The organism is Trueperella sp. HMSC08H06 (assembly GCF_001808465.1).
GTDB classification, from domain to species: Bacteria; Actinomycetota; Actinomycetes; order Actinomycetales; family Actinomycetaceae; genus Trueperella; species Trueperella bernardiae.
On the sequence record NZ_KV793365.1, the window covers coordinates 161,337 to 180,842 of the forward strand.

General features: G+C 64.2%; 14 protein-coding genes and 2 tRNA genes. 12 read left to right on the forward strand and 4 right to left on the reverse strand.

Features of this window, described 5'->3' with window-relative positions; all coding sequences use genetic code 11:
* The first annotated feature begins 19 nt into the window (after positions 1–19).
* From HMPREF3174_RS07315 to HMPREF3174_RS07340, 6 genes are all read left to right on the forward strand, one after another.
* Complete coding sequence (locus HMPREF3174_RS07315) at positions 20–238, forward strand: hypothetical protein (protein ID WP_062612231.1); 219 nt, start codon at positions 20–22, stop codon at positions 236–238.
* Complete coding sequence (locus tag HMPREF3174_RS07320) at positions 222–713, forward strand: hypothetical protein (RefSeq protein WP_148132196.1); 492 nt, start codon at positions 222–224, stop codon at positions 711–713. The genes HMPREF3174_RS07315 and HMPREF3174_RS07320 overlap by 17 nt, the downstream gene beginning before the upstream one ends.
* Before the next feature lie 161 nt (positions 714–874).
* Positions 875–949, forward strand: a tRNA-Asn gene (locus HMPREF3174_RS07325).
* A 198-nt stretch (positions 950–1,147) separates the two neighbouring features.
* On the forward strand, positions 1,148–1,633 hold the full coding sequence (gene def, locus HMPREF3174_RS07330; RefSeq protein WP_070448302.1) for a peptide deformylase: 486 nt from the start codon (positions 1,148–1,150) through the stop codon (positions 1,631–1,633).
* On the forward strand, positions 1,630–2,538 hold the full coding sequence (locus HMPREF3174_RS07335) for a TIGR01777 family oxidoreductase (protein WP_068538374.1): 909 nt from the start codon (positions 1,630–1,632) through the stop codon (positions 2,536–2,538). The genes def and HMPREF3174_RS07335 overlap by 4 nt, the downstream gene beginning before the upstream one ends.
* 83 nt (positions 2,539–2,621) lie before the next feature.
* A complete protein-coding gene (locus HMPREF3174_RS07340) occupies positions 2,622–3,125 on the forward strand; it encodes a DUF3145 domain-containing protein (protein ID WP_068538373.1) in 504 nt (167 codons plus the stop codon).
* A gap of 33 nt (positions 3,126–3,158) precedes the next feature.
* Here HMPREF3174_RS07340 and HMPREF3174_RS07345 read toward each other — a convergent pair whose 3' ends face one another.
* The gene (locus HMPREF3174_RS07345) at positions 3,159–3,578 is read right to left on the reverse strand and encodes a phosphopantetheine-binding protein (RefSeq protein ID WP_062612240.1); all 420 of its coding nucleotides are present in this window, start codon (positions 3,576–3,578) and stop codon (positions 3,159–3,161) included.
* 59 nt (positions 3,579–3,637) lie between these two features.
* Between HMPREF3174_RS07345 and HMPREF3174_RS07350 the strand changes: the two genes are divergently transcribed.
* Genes HMPREF3174_RS07350 through HMPREF3174_RS07360 form a run of 3 tightly spaced genes read left to right on the forward strand, consistent with a single transcriptional unit; the run spans position 3,638 to position 5,602 of the window.
* Entirely contained in the window at positions 3,638–4,270 is a 633-nt protein-coding gene (locus HMPREF3174_RS07350; protein ID WP_083200501.1) for a hypothetical protein, read from the forward strand.
* Complete coding sequence (locus HMPREF3174_RS07355) at positions 4,254–4,877, forward strand: L-threonylcarbamoyladenylate synthase (protein ID WP_062612243.1); 624 nt, start codon at positions 4,254–4,256, stop codon at positions 4,875–4,877. Before HMPREF3174_RS07350 ends, HMPREF3174_RS07355 begins: the two co-directional genes overlap by 17 nt.
* Positions 4,874–5,602 (forward strand): HAD hydrolase-like protein, encoded by a 729-nt coding sequence (locus HMPREF3174_RS07360; protein ID WP_062612245.1) that lies wholly within the window; start codon positions 4,874–4,876, stop codon positions 5,600–5,602. The genes HMPREF3174_RS07355 and HMPREF3174_RS07360 overlap by 4 nt, the downstream gene beginning before the upstream one ends.
* A 6-nt stretch (positions 5,603–5,608) precedes the next feature.
* On the opposite strand, the gene HMPREF3174_RS07365 is transcribed toward HMPREF3174_RS07360, so the two are convergent.
* From HMPREF3174_RS07365 to aceE, 3 genes are all read right to left on the reverse strand, one after another.
* A complete protein-coding gene (locus HMPREF3174_RS07365) occupies positions 5,609–7,420 on the reverse strand; it encodes an ABC transporter ATP-binding protein (protein WP_062612247.1) in 1,812 nt (603 codons plus the stop codon).
* Positions 7,417–9,189, reverse strand: coding sequence for an ABC transporter ATP-binding protein (locus HMPREF3174_RS07370; RefSeq protein WP_082661057.1), 1,773 nt, complete (start codon positions 9,187–9,189; stop codon positions 7,417–7,419). Before HMPREF3174_RS07370 ends, HMPREF3174_RS07365 begins: the two co-directional genes overlap by 4 nt.
* Before the next feature lie 138 nt (positions 9,190–9,327).
* Positions 9,328–12,084 (reverse strand): pyruvate dehydrogenase (acetyl-transferring), homodimeric type, encoded by a 2,757-nt coding sequence (aceE, locus tag HMPREF3174_RS07375; protein ID WP_070448303.1) that lies wholly within the window; start codon positions 12,082–12,084, stop codon positions 9,328–9,330.
* Positions 12,085–12,286: 202 nt separating this feature from the next.
* Between aceE and HMPREF3174_RS07380 the strand changes: the two genes are divergently transcribed.
* The 3 genes from HMPREF3174_RS07380 to HMPREF3174_RS07390 form a co-directional block, all read left to right on the forward strand.
* Entirely contained in the window at positions 12,287–12,697 is a 411-nt protein-coding gene (locus HMPREF3174_RS07380; RefSeq protein ID WP_070448304.1) for a DUF3052 family protein, read from the forward strand.
* A gap of 42 nt (positions 12,698–12,739) precedes the next feature.
* A tRNA-Val gene (locus tag HMPREF3174_RS07385) sits at positions 12,740–12,812 on the forward strand.
* Between the two features lie 182 nt (positions 12,813–12,994).
* Positions 12,995–19,506, forward strand: a 6,512-nt coding sequence (locus HMPREF3174_RS07390) for an alpha-1,6-glucosidase domain-containing protein (RefSeq protein WP_070448305.1), incomplete at its 3' end; no start/stop codon positions are given.

A 19,506-nucleotide genomic window follows, 5' to 3' on the forward strand; every position in this document is an offset into this window, starting at 1 on the left:
CCCCAGCGGAAGGAAGCCGATGTCGAACGACGAGCGATCCGAAGACCAAACCCAGGAGCCCACGAACAAATACGGGCTCAGTGACGAGGACATGGCCACGCTCATGCGCGCCCGCAAGCGCTATTTTGCGCTCGCGATCGTGGGCGGGATCGTCCTCGCGGTCATGGGGTATTTCGCCGCGCAGAACATCAGCGGCGGCGCGGCAGCGTGGGAGGCCATGAATGTTTGGCCGCTCTAAGCTACCCCGCTACCTAGCGGATGAGAACGGCATGCCGGCAGCCGCCACGCCCGTCGAGCCGGAAGTCGAGGGCACGTGGATCGGCGGTTGGGACGGCTACCTCGGCGTGATCCCGGCCGAGGGGGAGCGGGCCACCTTCGTGTGGTCGGACTTCGAAACCGGCACTTGGGATGATGACACGAACACGCTCACCCTCACCTTCGTCGACCCCCGCACGCCGCCCCTGTCCTTCCTCATTCCGCGCGAGGCCGACGGGCTCGCCATCATGATGATCCGCGAACGCATCGACCGCTCGATCGTCTTCACACAGGTCGCCGAGCTGCCGAGCGGCGCCGTGGCACGCGGTCAGGTGCGGCGCAACCCGGACGACTCGCTTTTCACTCAGATCATCGTCGACTCCGACATCACCGAGGCTGACCGCCTCGCCCTCGACGTGTTCGACACCGAGCTGCGCGAGGCCGTCGGCATCGACTAGCGCCCGCGATTCCTGGGCGTGCCGCGGCCGCTCCGGCGTCGTGCCAACGACGCCGGCCCACCCGCCTAGCCTGCGCTTGTGCAGAAACACACAATGCTCGAAAACGGCCCTTTCGGATTTCACTTTCGCAGGTGGTTGTGGTTAAAGTATTCACGTTGCTTTCCCGCGTAGCTCAATGGCAGAGCATTCGACTGTTAATCGAAGGGTTGTTGGTTCGAGTCCAACCGCGGGAGCCATACAAAACCCCGGAATCTCAACGAAAAGTGAGAAACCGGGGTTCTTTCTTTCCCCGCCGTGGAATAGGCGTGGAATAAGAAAACACGTGTGCCGCCTTTAGTGACGCCCGGCTCGCCCTCGTGCTCGCCCTCGACGCCGCCGGCGGCTGCCACCCAGCCGTCCCCTCGCGCGCCTGGCGAAAGTGAGACAATACGTCCATGACGTACCGAGACATCCGTGTAGTTGGCGACCCCGTCCTGCGCACCCCGTGCGAACCGATCCGGGAGGTCACCCCTGGCATCAAGCAGCTGGTGGAGGACCTGCTGGAGAATGTGAACGAGGACGGCCGCGCTGGCCTGGCCGCGAACCAGATCGGCGTGTCCTTCCGCGCCTTCTCCTGGAACATCGAGGGCGAGCTGGGGTACATCCTTAACCCGACGATCGTGAAGCTGTCCGAGGAGATCCAGGACGGTGACGAGGGCTGCCTTTCCGTCCCCGACCTGTGGTTCCACGCCAAGCGTGCCATGTACGCCCGGGCGGAAGGCACGGACCTGGATGGGAAGAAAGTGGTGGTGGAGGGCCGCGAGATCTGGGCGCGCCTCATCCAGCACGAGATCGACCACCTCGACGGCCACCTTTTCATCGACCGGCTCGAGCGCCACCTGCGCCGTGAGGCCTTCCGCAAGCTCAGGGCAATGCAATGAGAAGAGCCCTTGTGCTCGCGGGCGCGTCCGGTTTCATCGGTTCGCGCCTGGTGGATGCCGCCGTCGCGAGCGGGTATGAGGTGCGCCAACTGTTGCGCACGCCGGGCCGTCAAGCTCCAGCCGGCGTCACGCAGTTTACGTGGGACCCGGCGGCCGGCACGATCGATGACGCCGCCCTCGCCGGTGCCTACGGCATCATCTGCCTCAACGGTGCGGGACTGCTCTCGCGCCCGTGGACCGATTCGTACAAGCGGGCGCTGTGGGAATCGCGGCTGGGTTCGGTCGAGACCCTGGTGAGTGCCATGGGCTCCCACCGGCCGCAGGTCTTCCTCGCCGGTTCGGCGATCGGATACTACGGCCCGGACCGCGGGGATGAGGTCCTCACGGAGAGCTCGGCGGCCGGGTCGGGTTTCCTCGCGGAGCTGTGCGAGGCCTGGGAGGCGGCGTCGTCAGCGGCGGAAAACCTGGGCGTGCGGACGGTACAGTTGCGCACAGGCCTGGTCATGGGCGCGGACGGCGGCATGCTCGGGATCCTGCAACATCTGTACCGGGCGGGCATGGGCGCGCGGCTGGGGGATGGCTCGGCGTGGATGTCGGCCATCGCCCGCGACGACTACGTCCGCGCGCTCCTTTTCCTCCTTACCCGCGACGTGTCCGGGCCAGTCAACATGGTCGGGCCCGAGCCGGTCCGTAACGCGCACTGGCACGAGGCTCTCGCCCGCCACTTCCACCGGCCGGGCTTCCTTTCAGTCCCGACGCCGGCGCTCCGGCTTGCGGGGGAGATGGCGCGCGAGGCGGTGCTCGCTTCCCAGCGCGTCTACCCTCAGGAGCTCACCGACCACGGCTTTACCTTCCTCGCGCCAACCATTGAGGAGATCTTCGCCCGCGAGCTTCCACTGGAGTGACTTTCGCCCGGTCGTGTGGCATCCTTGAACTAACGAACCTCGCTTGAGTGTCAAGGGGAATTTCACCCAAGCAGGAGGTTACGGTGAACAACAAAGCCACACGTGGCGTCATATTTATTCATTCAGTGACACCGGCTGTTCAACCTCACGTTGAATGGGCGGTCACAAGCGTGCTTGGATACCCTGTGCATTTCGAGTGGACCAAGCAGCCGGCTCTGCCCAACATGAACCGCGGCGAGGTGTCGTGGGCGGGGGAGTCCGGCACGGGCGCGCAGCTCGCTTCGGCCCTTGGCGGCTGGGAGCACCTGCGCTTTGAGGTGACCGAGGAGCCGACGTCGGTCAGCGACGGCGGCCGGTGGTCCTGCACGCCCGGACTCGGCATCTTCTACGCTCAGACCGACCTGCTCGGCAACGTCGTCGTCCCTGAGAACCGCATCCGCGCGGCGATTGAGGACTCGAACGGCGACGCCGACGAGCTGCGCCGCCTCCTCGACGTCGCCCTCGGTCAGGCCTGGGACGACGAGCTCGAAGTCTTCCGTTACGCCGGCGCGGGCGCTCCCGTGCGCTGGCTGCACCGGGTCGGTTAGGCCCGCCGCCCCTGCCGTGGGCCTGCTCCGGCTTTACTTGAAAAGGTTGGCCAGGTCCTCCATGGCGGCGGCGAGATCCTCGGCGTCGTCGGCCGCGTCCTCCTGCGCGTTTTCGACGACGCCGTCCGCGCCCGCACCACCGCCGGCCTCGGTTTCGTCCGGCTCGGCTCCGCCCGCAAGCCCGACCTCCTCGGCGTAATCGGCCGGCAAGTCCGTCAGCACGTGAGCCAGCAGGTCGTCGAGCGTCGTGGAGGCGCAGATGTCGGCGTCGTTAATCTGGACCTTCGCCAGCTTCTCGAGCCCGGCGGCAAGCGCCCAAATGGAGACCTGGTCGAGTTCGAGGTCCTCGGAAAGGCGCGCGCCCGGGGCGATCTCAGATGTTGGGATTTCGGGGGCGACGTCGGCCAACACCACGCGGGCGCGTGCGAGCGCAAGGTCTTCGCGGGACACCATGTTCACTCCTTGGATGAAGCCGACAGCCGATCGGTAACAGAATCAGCTAGGCTAAGAGTATGGCATTTCTAGATCTCATGCGTAGGTTCGTCAACGCGTCCCACGAGGACGAGGAACCGGGCATCATTGCCGAAGCGCTCGAATTGCGCGACAAACTGGCGGAGGATCCCAACGATGTGGTTTCGTTCGACGAGCTCGCAGACCTCATCAAGGGCTTCGCGGTCTCCGAAGAACCCGCCGATCCGCTCACGGGCGACTCGAGCGAGGCGGACCCGGAGTTGGTGCTCTGGGCACTAAGCGAGGAGATCGGCTCGGATTCGCGGGCCTGGTACCCGCTCATTCAGCTCGCCCGGCTCTCCGGTCCCGAGGACCCGGAGGCGGCCCAGCGTTACCTTGAGACGGCGGCGGACCGGGAAGAAACCGGAATCGCGCTCGCTGAAGGCATCAAGCTCCTACGCGAAACCGGCCAGAACGAGGCGGCGATCCAGCTCGGACTCGGCCGTTGGAAGCCCGCCGAGCAGGTGCTGGGCGTGGCCGAGGAACTCGTGAGCGCGGCGCTCGCAGCCAACAAGATCGATGAGGCCCGCTCTTACGTCCGGATTCTCAAAGAATCGGGCCAGGTCGGCGAACTCGTGGACGATCTGGAAATCGCGATTGCAACGAGGAAGGCGAAAAATGGCGACGTACGTTGAACTTCACCCGCAAGACCCACAGCCCCGGCTCGTGGCGAAGGTGGTTGACCGGCTCCGGCGCGGCGAGGTGATCGCCCTGCCCACCGACTCGGGGTACGCGATCGCCTGCACCCTGGCCAACAAGGAGGGCCTCGACCGCATCCGTACAATCCGCCAGGTCGGCTCCAAGCACCACTTCACGCTGCTGTGCGCGAACTTCGCCCAGCTGGGGCACTTCGTCATCATCGACAACGTTTTCTTCCGGCTGGTCAAGTCGCTCACGCCCGGCCCGTATACCTTCATCCTCAAGGGCACGAAGGACGTGCCGCGCATGACGTTGAACCCGAAGAAGCACACGGTGGGCGTGCGCATCCCAGACCACCGGATCGTCCAGGCGATCCTGTCCGAACTCGGTGAACCGCTGCTGTCCTCCACCCTCATCGTGCCGGGCGAGGAGGAGCCCCTCGAGGAGGGCTGGGTGGTCGATGACCGCCTGGGCAACGCGGTCGACGTCGTGGTGGACGGCCCGGTCGGCCGCGGCCCCACTACAGTGGTGGACCTGTCCAGCGGTGAAGCCGTCATCGCGCGCGAAGGCGCCGGCGACCTGTCGATGTTTGACGTCTCATGATCAAAGCCGTTCTCTTCGACCTCGACGGAACGCTGACCGACTCCGCGCCCGTCGTCACCTCCACCCTCGCCGCCACAATGAAGGCGCTCGCTGGCGTCGACCTCCCGCTCGAGGCGTTCCGCAAGTACCTCGGCCCGCCGCTCAAGGCCAGCTTCGGCGACCTCGGCGTGCCCGCCGACCAGGTTCAGGACTACATCGACGAATACCGGCGCCGCTACTCGGCCGTAGGCAACGACGTCGACCTCTTCGCCGGCACGCGCGAACTACTCGAGCGCCTTCACGACGACGGCTTTGCGCTCGGCCTTGCCACCTCCAAGTTCCAGCGCAGCGCCCGTGGCGTGTGCGAGCACCTCGGCATCGCCCACCTCTTCACCGCGGTGTGCGGGGATACCACCGAAAAGAACCTCTTCGGCAAGGCCGAGGTGGTCCAATCCGCGCTCAACGAGCTACGCGCCAAGGGCGTCCTCGCCGCCGGTGCCGGGCAGCTCACGGGCTCGGCCGAAGTGCCAGCGAGCTCGCCCACGTCGGGCCCGTGGCGCGACGACGTCATCATGGTGGGCGACCGCATCTACGACATCGAGGGCGCGGGCGTCCACGGCGTGCGGACCATCCTGGTCGAATGGGCCGACTCGTGGCCCGAGGAGCGCGAGCTCGCCTGGGCCACGGTCTCCACCCCGCACGAGCTACGCGAACTACTCCTCGATACCCGGGCGAACGGCTTCTAGGCCGCCCTACTCCTCCGGCCCGCTGAACTGCGACTGGTACAGATCGTAGTAGGCGCCGTGGTGCGCGAGCAGTTCCTCGTGTGTGCCCTGCTCCACCACGTCGCCGTCAACCATGACGATGATGAGGTCGGCGTCGCGAATTGTGGATAGACGGTGGGCGATGACGAACGACGTGCGCCCCTCGCGCAGCTCGCCCATGGCGCGCTGGACCAGCATCTCTGTGCGGGTGTCCACCGACGATGTGGCCTCGTCAAGGATGAGCACGGCCGGGTCGGAAAGATAGGCGCGGGCGATCGTGATGAGCTGCTTCTCGCCAGCGGAGATGTTGCCGCCCTCGTCGTCGATGATCGTGTCATAGCCCTCAGGTAGCTGGCGCACCAGGCGGTCCACGCCCGTGGCCTTCGCCGCCGCGACGACCTCGTCGTGGGTGGCGCCCTCCTTGCCAAACGCGATGTTTTCCTCAATCGTGCCCTCGAACAGCCACGTGTCCTGCAATACCATGCCGATTTGGGAGCGCAGCGAATCCTTGGAAAAGTCGCGGGTGGACACGCCGTCGAGCGCGATCCGGCCCCCGTTGATTTCATAGAAGCGCATGAGCAGGTTGACCAGCGTGGTCTTGCCCGCGCCCGTGGGACCCACGATCGCCACCTGATCCCCGCGATGCACGTCCAGCGACAGGCCGTTGATCACTGGGATGCCCTCCTCGTAGGAGAACTCCACGCTCTCGAACGTGATGTGGCCATGGAATTTGTCAGCAGGAATGAGGTCGTGGAAATCGACGGCGGCGTCATGGTCCATCTCCTCGCTGTCGAGGAAGTCGAAGATGCGCTCGCCCGAGGCGGCACCCGACTGCAGCATCGCCGTCATGGACGCGAGCGTAGAGACCGGCTGACTGAGCTGGCGGCTGTACTGGATGAACGCCTGCAGGCCGCCGATCGTTAGCTGGCCGTTGATCACCTGGAACCCGCCCCACACCGCGATGATGACAAAGCCGAGGTTGGACACGAAACCCATGATCGGCTGGGAGAGTTGGGAAAGAAACTGGCCCTTGTAGCCCGCCTCGTACAGGCCGTGGTTGGCCTTGTCGAAGATGCGCTCGAAGTCGTCCTGGAGGCCGTAGGCGCTCACCACGTCGAAGCCCGTGAAGGATTCCTCCACGATGGCCGATACCTCGCCCGTCTTCGCCCACTGGGCGCGGAACTCTGGCCGGGCCTTCTTGAGGATGACGAGCAGAGCGACGACGCCAAGCGGCATGACGAACAGGGCGGCCACGGTCAGCCGCGGCGAAACCCAAATCATCATCGCCACGATGCCGATCAGCAGGTAGACCGACTGGATCACCTGGTTGAGGGTCTGCATGAGGGTTTGGGTGATGTTGTCGATGTCGTTCGTGACGCGGGAGAGGAGGTCGCCGCGCTGCTGCTTATCCAGCCATGACAGGGATAGCGCGTCGATCTTGGCCTGTGCGTCGTGGCGGAGCTTGTAGCCCAGGTCCTGGACCGTGTAGCGGATAATGTAGCCCGCGGCGAAGTTCGTGATGCCTGAGACCGCGTACAGCCCGACGACGAAAAGCAACACCCGCGCAAGCTTGGAAAAGTCCACGCCGCTTCCGGAGATGCCATCGACGACCACGTTCGTGGCGTCGCCCAAGAACTTCGGCGCGAGCACGCTGCCGCCCGCCGCGAACAACATGAGGACGGCGATGCCGAACACGCGCAGCCGCTCGGTCCGCAGCATGCGGAGCAGGCGCTTCAGCGCTCCCTTCGTGTCGCGAGTCTCGGTCGAATACGGGTTCGCCCCGTGAGGTCCGCCCCTCATCGTGCCTCCTCCGCGGTCAGCTGCGACGCGACGATCTCTTGGTACGTTTCGCAGGAATCGAGTAGCTCATGGTGGGTGCCCACTCCGACGATGTGGCCGTGGTCGAGCACGTGGATGTGGGTGGCCTGGCGGATGGTCGACACGCGCTGGGCAATGATGAACACCGCAACGTCACCAATGAAGGCGCGCAAGCCGCGCCGCAGCCGCGCGTCGGTCTGGTAGTCGAGCGCTGAGAAGGAATCGTCGAAGATCAGCAGGTCAGCCTGCCGGCGGCCCTGTGCGTCCGGCAGGCACCGGTAGATCGCACGAGCGATCGTCAGGCGCTGGCGCTGGCCGCCGGAGAAGTTTTTACCGCCCGATTCGACACTGGACTCAATCCCGCCCTCCAGCTCGCTCACAAAGTCCCACGCCTGAGCCGCGCGCAGGGCAAGGACCACCCGGTCGGCGTCGTAGGGCGCGTGCTCGTCGGGCGAACCGGCCACATTCGTGGCGATTGTGCCGGAGAAAAGGAAGGCATGCTGGGGGACGAGCGCGATGCGGGCGCGCAACTCCTGCGGGTCGACGTCGGTAACAGACACGCCGCCGGCACGGACCTCGCCCGAAGTGGCGTCAATGAGCCGGGGGAGGAGCTTGATGATCGAGGACTTGCCCGAACCGGTGGAGCCGATGAGCGCCACCTGTGTGCCGGGGGCGAAGGTCATCGAGATGTCGGAGAGGACCGGCTCCTCGGCGCCGGGGTAGCGCAGACCGGCGTGGTCAAGTTCGAACGTGAGCGGGCCCTCGGGCAACGCCACGGGATCGGCCGGGGCCTGGATAGCGGGCACGACGTCGAAGATCTGCTGGAGACGCTTGGCCGAGACCTCGCCGCGCGGGAACAGCATGACCATCATGCCCGACAACATCACCGACATCATGATCATCATAAGGTAGGAGATATAGGCGGTCAGCGCGCCGACCTGCATGGCGCCCTGCGAAATGAGGTGGGCGGCGAACCAGACCACGGCCGCGGACGAGATGCCGATGATGATTGACGCCGCCGGCATGAGGAACGCCCACAGCACACCGATCTCCAGCCAGATCTTACGAAGCTTGTGGTTGGCGTCGTCGAACTTGGCACGGATCGTATCCTGACGGACGAAGGCGCGGATCACGCGCACGCCCGTCAACTGCTCACGCAACAAGGTGTTGATCCGGTCGATGCGTTCCTGCTGGACCGTGTAGCGCGGCGCGAGCGCCCGCATAACGAAGAAAATGAGCAGGCCAAGTAGCGGCACGATGACCACGAGCAGAAGGGAAAGCCGGGCATTTTGTTGGATCGCCATGAACACGCCGCCAAAGCCCATGAGCGGGGACATGATCATGACAGTGAAGGTGAGGAGCACGACGTTTTGCACCTGTGTCACGTCGTTCGACACGCGGGTGATGAGCGTGGGCGCGCCAAACTTGTGCTGGTCGGTGGCGGAATACGACTGCACGTGGCGGAACGCCCGCCCGCGCAGCTCCCGACCGAGCTCCATGGCGGTGCGCGCGCCTAGGTAGATCGCTCCGGCCATTGAGATGATCTGCACGATAGCGATCGCGAGCATCACCCCGCCCACGCGCCAAATGAGGGCCTGATCGTTGCCCAAAATGCCGTCGTCAATAATCTGCGCGTTCAAGGCGGGCAGGACGAGGCTGAGGAGGATCTGCACTACTTGCAGCAGAAAAATAAAGAAGAACGCCGCCTTCTTTCGCTTGAGAAACTCCCAGCTGATGTGGATTAGAGTCACAGCTCTCCTTAGCTCGTACCGTCCATGTCAGACTACAACCACGGTCCGACAACTTTGCTGGATTAATAAATCCAACTGTGCCACACAAAAAATGGTGCCCCGCGGCGATTAACCGCGAGGCACCGGGGAAATCAGGGCTTAGACAGCCGGCTCGTTCGCCACCGGCTGACCGTCGTCGCCGGCCTCCGGATCAAGGAGCTGGTACTTGTCGATCGCCGCCTGGACCGTGGAACGGTCGACCTCGCCACGGTCGGCCAACGCCTGGAGGGCGCGTACCACCATGGACGCGGAGTCGATGCGGAAGTGACGACGCGCGGCGGCGCGGGTATCGGCGATGCCGAAGCCGTTCGCGCCGAGTGTGTAGTAGGCCTCCGGGACCCACGGGCGGATCGAATCCTGGACCTGCTTCTCCCAATCCGAGGTGGCGATGATCGGACCGTACTCGCCCTCAAGCTTGCGGGTGACGTAGGCCTTCTTAGGTTCCTCGGTGGGGTGCAGGTAGTTGTACTCGTCGACCGCGAGGCCGTCGCGGCGAAGCTCGTACCACGACGTGATCGACCACACGGACGCGGCCACGCCCCAGTCGTCGCGCAGCATCTGGCGGGCCTCACGCGCCCACGGCACACCCACGCCGGAGGCGAAGAGCTGGACCTTCGGGCCCTCGCCTTCGGCCTCGTCAAGCTTGTACATGCCCTTGACGATGCCCTCAACGTCCACGTTCTCCGGCTCGGCCGGCTGGTGGATCGGCTCGTTGTAGATCGTGATGTAGTACATGACGTTCTGGTCGCGCCCATCCGAGCCGTCGCCATACATGCGCACTAGGCCATCACGGAAGATGTGGCTGACCTCGTAGGCGTAGGCCGGGTCGTACTGGATGACAGCCGGGTTCGTCGAAGCGATCACGTGGCTGTGGCCGTCCATGTGCTGCAGGCCCTCGCCCGTCAGCGTGGTGCGGCCGGCGGTGGCGCCCATGATGAAGCCGCGCGTGAGCTGATCGGCGGCGTGCCAGAACTGGTCGCCCGTGCGCTGGAAACCGAACATCGAGTAGAAGATGTAGATCGGAACCATCGGCAGACCGTGGGTGGCGTACGAGGTGCCCACCGCGGTGAACGCCGCGTTCGAGCCAGCCTCCGTGATGCCCGTGTGCATGATCTGGCCCTGCTGGGACTCCTTGTAGTTGAGCAGCAGGTCCGAATCGACCGCGGTGTAGTTCTGGCCGAGGACGTTGAAGATCTTCGCCGAGGGGAAGATAGCGTCCAGGCCGAAGGTGCGGGCTTCGTCGGGGATGATCGGCACGAAGCGGTAGCCGAAGTCCTTGTCTCGCAGCAGGTCCTTGAGCAGGCGGACGAAGGCCATCGTGGTGGCCACCTTCTGCTTGCCCGAACCACCCTTGAGGATGCCCCAATGCTTCTCAGCCGGCAGGGTCACGCCCTGCTCCACCACGCGGCGTTCGGGCAGGTAGCCGCCGAGCTTGCGGCGTTGTTCGTGCATGTACTCCAGAGCCGGGTTCTTCGGCGACGGCTTGAAGTACGGCGCCACGAACGGATCGTCAAGCTGGTCGTCGGCAATATCCAGCTCGAGCGTGTCGCGCAGGAGCTTGAGGTCATCAGAGTTGAGCTTCTTCATCTGATGCGTGGAGTTACGACCGGCGAAGTTCGAGCCGAGCGCGTAGCCCTTGATCGTGTGGGCGAGGATGACCGTGGGCTGGCCCTTGTGCTCGGTGGCAGCCTTGTAAGCCGCGTACACCTTGCGGTAGTCGTGGCCGCCGCGCTTGAGCGCCCAAATCTTCTCATCCGACCAGTCGGCCACCATCGCCTTGGTGCGCGGATCGCGGCCAAAGAAGTGCTCGCGCACGTAGGCGCCGTCGTTGGCCTTGAATGTCTGGTAGTCGCCGTCGAGCGTCTCGTTCATGATGTTGACGAGCGCGCGGTCCTTATCCGCGGTCAGCAGCTCGTCCCACTCGCGGCCCCAGATCACCTTGATGACGTTCCAGCCCGCGCCCTTGAACTGGGCCTCGAGCTCCTGGATGATCTTGCCATTGCCGCGCACCGGGCCGTCGAGGCGCTGAAGGTTGCAGTTGATGACGAACGTGAGGTTGTCAAGGTTCTGGCCGGCGGCCAGGTGGAGCACGCCGCGGGACTCGACCTCGTCCATCTCGCCGTCGCCCATGAACGCCCACACGTGCTGCTGGCTCGTGTCCTTCAGCCCGCGCTCATGCAGGTAGCGGTTGTACCAGGCCTGGTAGATCGCGGAGATCGGGCCAAGGCCGAGTGAGACGGTGGGGAACTCCCAAAAGTCCGGCATCTGGCGTGGGTGCGGGTAGGACGGCAGGCCGCGGCCGCCCGAGCGTCGTGAAGCCTGCTGGCGGAACGAATCGAGGTCCTTCTCCGTGAGGCGGCCCTCGAGGAAGGCGCGCGCGTAGTTACCGGGGGAGGAGTGGCCCTGGAAGAGCACCTGGTCGCCACCGCCCGGGGCGTTCTTGCCGCGGAAGAAGTGGTTGAAGCCCACCTCGTACAGGGTGGCCTGAGCGGCGTAGGAGGAAATGTGGCCGCCGACAGCGATGTCCGGATCCTGCTGCCGGGTCACCATGACGGCCGCGTTCCAGCGGGTCCAGCGGCGGATCTCCTTTTCCAGCGACTCGTCACCGGGGTAGTACGGCTCGTCGTCGATACCGATCGTGTTGACGTACGGGGTCACAATGTTTGGCGGGAGGGAGATGCCCTTGCGGCGGGCGTGGTTCTCCATCGCGGTCAGCAGGTAACGGGTGCGCGGCCCACCCTGGGATTCGATCAGTCCATCGACCGAGTCGATCCATTCTTGGGTTTCTTCGGGGTTGATGTCCGGAACCTGGCTGAGCAAGCCGTTAATGAGAGGCCTCAGGGGCTGTTGACTCACGATTACTCCTCTGTACGATCGATTGCGTCATGCGATACCTCAAGGGTACCGGTTTAGGCCTTAAGACCCCACTAGTTAACGGAAGACAGAACTGGGTGACTGCTCACACGCGCCAGGTGGTAAGACGCGGCCACGGTTTAAAGCTGTACTTTCGCCGTCGGCACCTTAGAATGTGACTATTGTTTCAGGGAAGGCGGTAACAGTGTCCGGTCTATCCGGTAAGGAGTTGGGATTCCGGTTGGGGCAACTGATCCAGGAATTCGGCTACGACGACGACGTCGACATGGCTCTTCGCGCCAGCATCGTCCAGGTTACGGGCGAACAGCTTGAGGATGAGGACTACCGCGGGAGCGTGGATGGCGTGATCCTGTGGTGGCGTGCGGACGACGGTGATGTTGACGACCTGACTGACCTTTTCGTTGACTGCACGGGCGGGATTGTCGACGACGACGCGCCCATCTGGCTCCTCGTGCCCGATCAGCGGGCCGATCTGAGCGTGCCGATGGAGGATGTGAATGACGCCGCGGGCACGGCCGGACTTTCGGTGACGACCACGCGCCACCTCGATTCTGGGTGGAACGCGTTCCAGGTGGCGCACGGCCGTACCTTCTAGGGAGATTTCCCAACTGGGTGCTTGCCGGTTACACTAACCTGCGGACCCTTAGCTCAGTTGGTAGAGCAACGCGTTTACACCGCGTGTGTCATCGGTTCGAGCCCGGTAGGGTCCACGCTTACAAAAAACGCCCTTCTTGCACGTGCATGGAGGGCGTTTTTGCTGGTCACAGCGTTGCGGTGCATATCCTTGCAGTTTCTTGCTTGCAATTTGCAGGCGGCGGGTAGTTTTGTCGGAGCCACCCTCTACACTTGTCTTCCAACACGCACACTGTTGAAGAGACAAGGAAGTCTGCCCGTGAAACGCACACAGGATTCGCGGCTGATCCGCGCCCTCGGCCTACTCTTGGCCATGGCGGTGGGACTGCCGGTATTTGTTGGCTTTGCCACGCCCGCTGTTGCAGCGACGTCGAACGTGACCGTTGCCGGCACGTTCCAAGATGCCCTCGGCTGCCCAAAGAACTGGGATGAGGCCTGTGGCGCCACCTCACTGAAGGATCCGGATGGGGATCGGATCTGGACAGCCGATCTGACGATCCCGGCGGGGGAGCACGCCTTCAAGGTGACCATCAACAACTCGTGGGACGGCGCCTACGGGATGGATGGCCATAAGGACGGCAACTATCCATTGGTCCTGGACGATGCGCGGACGCTGCGCTTCTCGTTCGACGACGTCAATAAGAAGGTCTTCGTCTCCGACCCGGGCCTGCCGGGGGAGTACGCCGATTCCGACGCGTCGCTGATTGCCGCGCCCTACAGGGACCCGGCGGCCGACCGCAACATGTACTTCCTGCTGACCGACCGCTTCAACAACGGCAATCCGGATAATGATCGGTGTATCGCCACGGGTCACGCCGGTGCCGACGGCGCTTTACCGGTCGACTGCACGAAGACAGACCGGATGGAGACCGGTTTCGACCCGGCCGACCGTGCCTTCTTCCATGGCGGCGACATCAAGGGCATCCACGACAAGCTTGACTACATCAAGGGTCTGGGCCAGAACGCGATTTGGCTAACCCCGTCATTCGTCAACCGCCCCGTGCAGGGCACGGGCGCGGATGCGTCGGCGGGCTACCACGGCTACTGGGTTACGGACTTCACGCAGATCGACCCCCACTTCGGCACGAATCAGGAGCTGAAGGACCTCATCGCGGCGGCTCATGAGAAGGGGATGAAGGTCTACTTCGACATCATCGCCAACCACACGGCGGACGTCATCTATTACGAAGGCCATGAGGGGCAGAACCCTCCTTATATCTATAAGAAGGACACCCCGTACAAGGACGCGAGCGGCGCGGCGTTCGACCCGGCCGACTACGCGACGTCGGACACGTTCCCGGTGATGGACGCCGCCACGTCGTTCCCGTACAAGCCCCTCATCCCGGATGGCATGGAGAGCGCGAAGTACCCACAGTGGCTCAACGATCCGACGCTCTACCATAACCGAGGGCATGATTCGTCGTGGCCGGCGGGTGAACCGGCCACCTACATGGACTTCGGCGATCTTGACGACCTCATGACCGAGCACAAGACCGTGCGTGACGGCATGATCGACATCTACAAGGCATGGGTGGACTTCGGTGTGGACGGCTTCCGCATCGACACGGTCAAGCACGTCAACTTCGAGTTTTGGCAGGAGTTCACCGACGTCATCCGCGACTACGCGGCCAAGCAAGGGAACGACGACTTCTTCATGTTCGGCGAGGTCTACGACGCCCAGACCCACCTGCTCGCCCCCTACCTGCGTGACACCCGCATGAATGCGGTGCTCGACTTCGCCTTCCAGTCCTGGGCGGAGGGCTACGCGGGTGGCGGCTCGGCCAAGGCGCTCGCCTCGGCTTTCGCGGCTGATTCCTACTACACCACCCCACACTCGTCGGCGGCCGCGATGCCCACCTTCCTGGGCAACCACGACAAGGGTCGCATCGGCTGGCTCCTACGTGGTAGCTCCGACCCGATGGGCCGCACCAAGCTCGCCCACACGCTGATGTACCTCACGCGCGGCCAGCCCGTGCTCTACTACGGCGACGAGCAGGGCCTGGTGGGCGACGGCGCGGACAAGGGCGCTCGCGAATCCCTGTTCGCCACGCAGACCGCCGAATACCAGAACTACAAGCTGCTCGACGGCACGCCCGCGGGTTCGCAGGACCGCTTCGGCGAGACGGAGATGAGCACGCACATCGCCGCGCTCGCTAACCTGCGTAGCGAGCACAAGGCGCTGGGCACCGGCTCGCAGACCACTCTCCACTACGACGACGGCCAGGGCGTCTTCGCCTTCGCCCGCGTGGATCGCCAGGAGAAAGTCGAATACCTCGTGGCCATCAACAACTCCGACTCTGCGAAGGAGGCCACGTTTGCCACCCTCACCCCGGGTGCAACCTACTCGCCGCTGTACGGGACGCAGGATTCGGTCACTGCCACGGATACCGTGAGCCTCACGGTGCCGGCGCTGTCGGCGGTCGTGTTCAAGGCGAACACGCAGGTGGCTGACGCAGGACAGAGCCAGACGATCGCGGTGTCGACCGGGGCTCCCGAAAACGGGCTTACCTCGGTGACCGCGGATATCGCCGACCACCGCTGGGCGGAGACCTCCTTCTCCTACCGGCCGGTGGGGACCGAAGAATACGCGCCGCTCGGTGTGGCCGAGGGTGACCAGCCGCGTGTCTTTGCCGATCTCGGACTTCCGGCGGGCACGCTCGTCGAGGTGCGCGCGGTCTCGGTTGACGCGGACGGCAGCAAGGTGGCCGGCTCCGGCCTTCTGGTCGTCGGTACCGACCTGGGTTCTGCCGCGCCCGCACCGGCGGGAATCGGCGCGAACGACGTCGTCCTCCCTGGCACGCACCAGCAGGCCATGGGGTGCGGCGGAAACTGGGACCCTGCGTGCGTGGACGCGCGCCTCACCCTCGACGAGGCCTCGGGGCTCTACATGGGCACGTGGAAGCTGCCCAAGGGCTCATACCAGTACAAGGTGGCGATCGGCGGATCGTGGGACGTGGACTACGGAGCAGGAGGCGTGCCTAAGGGGCAGAACGTCGCCTACACCCTTGATGAGGAGACGGACGTCACCTTCTTCTACAACCCCGTCAGCCACAAGTTCTTCAACACCGCCACGGATCCGATCGTGACGCTCCCGGGCAACTTCAATGCCACGCTCGGCTGTCAGCCGTCTGGCGATTTCGGCGCGGATTGGAACCCGGCGTGCTTGGCCACGCTCATGTTCCCGAACGGGGATGGCACCTATACCTTCTCCACGTCCAAGATCGCGCAGGGGGACTACCAGGTGAAGGTCGCTCATGGGCGAGGATGGGCAGAGAACTACGGTCCTGGCGGCACCCCCAATAGCGCTGATAATTATCACTTCACCGTCGGCGCGAACAAGCTCATCACCTTTACTTACCGCATCTCGGACCACGTCTTGGAGATTTCGGAAGGTGACGTCCCGGTCGCGGGCCAGGGCGAGCGCACGGCTTACTGGGTGGATGAGTCCACTTTCGCCTGGCCGGGCGCGCTCACCGGCGGGCGCACCGACCTCACGTTCGAACTGTGGGGCGGCACAGGTGCGCTGTCCGTGGCGAATGGGGCGGTGGCCGGAGATGGCGCGACCAAGCTGGCGAAGATGACACACTCGAGCTCGGGACTGTCCTCGGAGCAGCTGAAGAATCGCGGGCATCTGCGCGGGTATGAGACGCTGACGGTCGCCATGGAGCGCTCCGCGGTTGAGGAGGCCCTGCGAGGCAACCTTGCGATCCTCGCCAAGGACGCCAGTGGGACGCCGGTCGCCTTCACAGGGTTGCAGATTCCGGGCGTACTCGACGCTCTCTACGCCTCCGCGGCGCGTGAGGCTGGCGGGCTCGGTGTGCACTTCAACGACGGCGTTCCTACCCTCAAACTGTGGGCTCCCACGGCAAAGTCGGTCGCGCTGCAGCTCTTCGACTCTGAGGACGCGACGGGCGATCCGGCGTCGTTGCCGATGGAGCATCAGGCGGATGGCACGTGGACGATCACGGGCGAAAGTGCCTGGAAGAACCGCGCCTACCGCTACGACGTGGAGGTCTTTGTGCCCTCGACCAACCAGGTTGAGCACAACGTGGTGACCGACCCGTATTCGGTGGGCCTGACGGTGGACTCGACACACTCGGTGCTCGTTGACCTGTCGGATCCGGACTATATGCCAACGCTTTGGCAAACCAGCGAAGCGCCCGTCATCACGAATGACTCGGCGCGAAGCATCTACGAGTTGCACGTGCGCGACTTCTCGATCGGGGACACGACCGTCCCAGAGAAGCTCCGGGGAACCTACGAGGCGTTCGCCCTCGAGGACTCCGCCGGTGTCAAGCAGCTGCGCGAGCTGGCGGCGGCGGGCATGAACATGGTTCACATCCTGCCCACTTTCGACATCGCCACGATTCCCGAAAAGCGCGCCGAACAGAAGGTGGCGTCAGTGCCGGATGCCGGGGCGGCGTCGTCGGAACAGCAGGCGGCGGTCATGGCTGTGGCCGATGAGGACGGGTTCAACTGGGGTTACGACCCCTACCACTACATGACCCCGGAGGGCTCGTACGCGGCGGAGGAGAACCAGTCGGGTGCGAACCGCACGATGGCCTACCGTGAGATGGTCGGCGCCCTTCACTCGATGGGCTACCAGGTGATCCTCGATCAGGTGTTCAACCACACGGCCCAGTCTGGCCAGGGCGAGAAGTCGGTGCTCGACAAGGTGGTGCCGGGTTACTACCACCGCCTGAACGCGGACGGCACGGTGGCAAATTCCACCTGCTGTGAGAACCTCGCCACCGAGAACGCGATGGCAGAACAGCTCATGGTTGACTCGGTGGTCACGCTCGCGCGCGACTACAAGATTGACGCGTTCCGCTTCGACCTCATGGGACATCACTCGCGGGCGAACATGGAGGCCATCCAGGCCGGGCTTGCGCAGCTGACGCCGGAGAAGGACGGGGTTGACGGCAAGAACATCTACATGTACGGCGAGGGCTGGAACTTCGGCGACGACGTTCAGAACAACAAGCGCTTCGAGCAGGCCACGCAGGGGCAGCTGGACGGGACCGGGATCGGCTCGTTCAACGACCGGCTGCGCGACGCCGTGCATGGTGGAAGCGGGTTCGATTCGAACAAGTCGCAAGGCCAGGGCTTTGGCAACGGCCAATACACGGACCCGAACGCGCTCAATTCGGCGAGCGACGATCAGCTGGCAAGCCTGAGGCATAACCAGGACCTCATCCGTCTTGGCATGGCGGGCAACCTCAAGGACTTCACGTTCGTCACCAGCTCGGGCGAGGAGAAGCGCGGCGATCAGTTGGACTACAACGGGCAGAAGGCAGGTTACGCCATCTCGCCGGAGGAGAACGTCAACTACGTCGACGCGCACGACAACGAGACGCTCTTTGACACGAACATGTGGAAGCTACCGGCCGATTCGACCATGGATACGCGCGTGCGGATGAATACCGTCTCGCTCGCGACGGTCACATTCGGCCAGTCCCCGTCCTTCTGGCACGCGGGCACTGACCTGCTGCGCTCAAAGTCGATGGATCGCAACTCCTACAACTCGGGAGACTACTTCAACGCAATCGACTGGACCGGCCAGAAGCACAACTTCGGTGTGGGTCTTCCTCCGGCTCGGGACAACGACGTGCAGTGGAATGCCATGAAGCCGTTCCTGGAGAATACTGCGAACGTGGCCTCCCCGCAGGACCTCGCCAAGGCGCATGCCCAAGCGCTCGAGCTGCTTCGCCTGCGGCACGCTCACCCGCTCTTGACGCTCGGCTCTGCTGAACTCGTCAAGGAGAAGGTGACCTTCCCGGGTGCGGGCAAGGATCAGCAGGCGGGCCTCATCCTCATGCGCGTGGACGACACGGTCGGCGCCGACGTCGATCCGGACTCGGACGGCCTGCTCGTGGCGATCAACGCTTCTCCGGTGGAGTTGAGCCAGGGCATCGACGAGATGAAGGGCCTGACGCTCTCGCTCTCGCCCGTTCTCACCGACGGCCAGGATGATGATCCGGTCCTTCAGGGTACGACGTGGGATTCCGAGACAGGTACGGTGACGATTCCCGCCCGCTCGGCAGTGGTGCTCGTCCAGGAGAAGGCCGCACCTGAGCCGAAGGAAGTGACTCCGGAGGTGCCAGTTCTCGATATGGCGACCGGTGTTGTGACGATCCCGTCCGTTACGGGCGTGGATTACAAGGTTGGTGAGGACGTTGTCCAGGATTCGGTGAACGTGGAGCCGGGTCAGACGATCACGGTGACTGCTGTGGCCAAGGAGGGTTATGTCCTGGCCGAGGGCGCTCCGGCTTCGTGGGAGTTCTCGATGCCGGCGTTGCCGACGCAGGTCACTCCGGAGGATCCGGCTTTTGATCAGGACTCTGGTGTCATCACGATCCCGACCGTTGAGGGTGTGGTTTACAAGGTCGGTGATCGGGAGGTCACCGGAACTGTTGAGGTGAAGCCTGGTCAGACCGTGACGGTAACTGCCGTAGCTGCGGATGGCTATGTCCTCGCAGCGGACGCTGAGACCTCGTGGGAGTTTGAGTTGGAGCGCCCGGCCCAGCCTGAGGTGAAGGTCGAGTATTCCGAGTGGAAGGACACGACTCCTAACATCGAGGATCGCACCTTCAATCAGGAGCGGACGGTGACCACCACGGAGTTCGTGTGGGATGCTGACAAGCTCGAGTGGGTCGTCGGTGACCGGGTTGTGACCACTGAGTCTCGTACGCGCCCGATGACGCAGGAGGAGATTGCTGAGCTGGTGCCTTCTCAGTGTCAGGTGATGGATCGTCCGGTTACGCCGTCGCG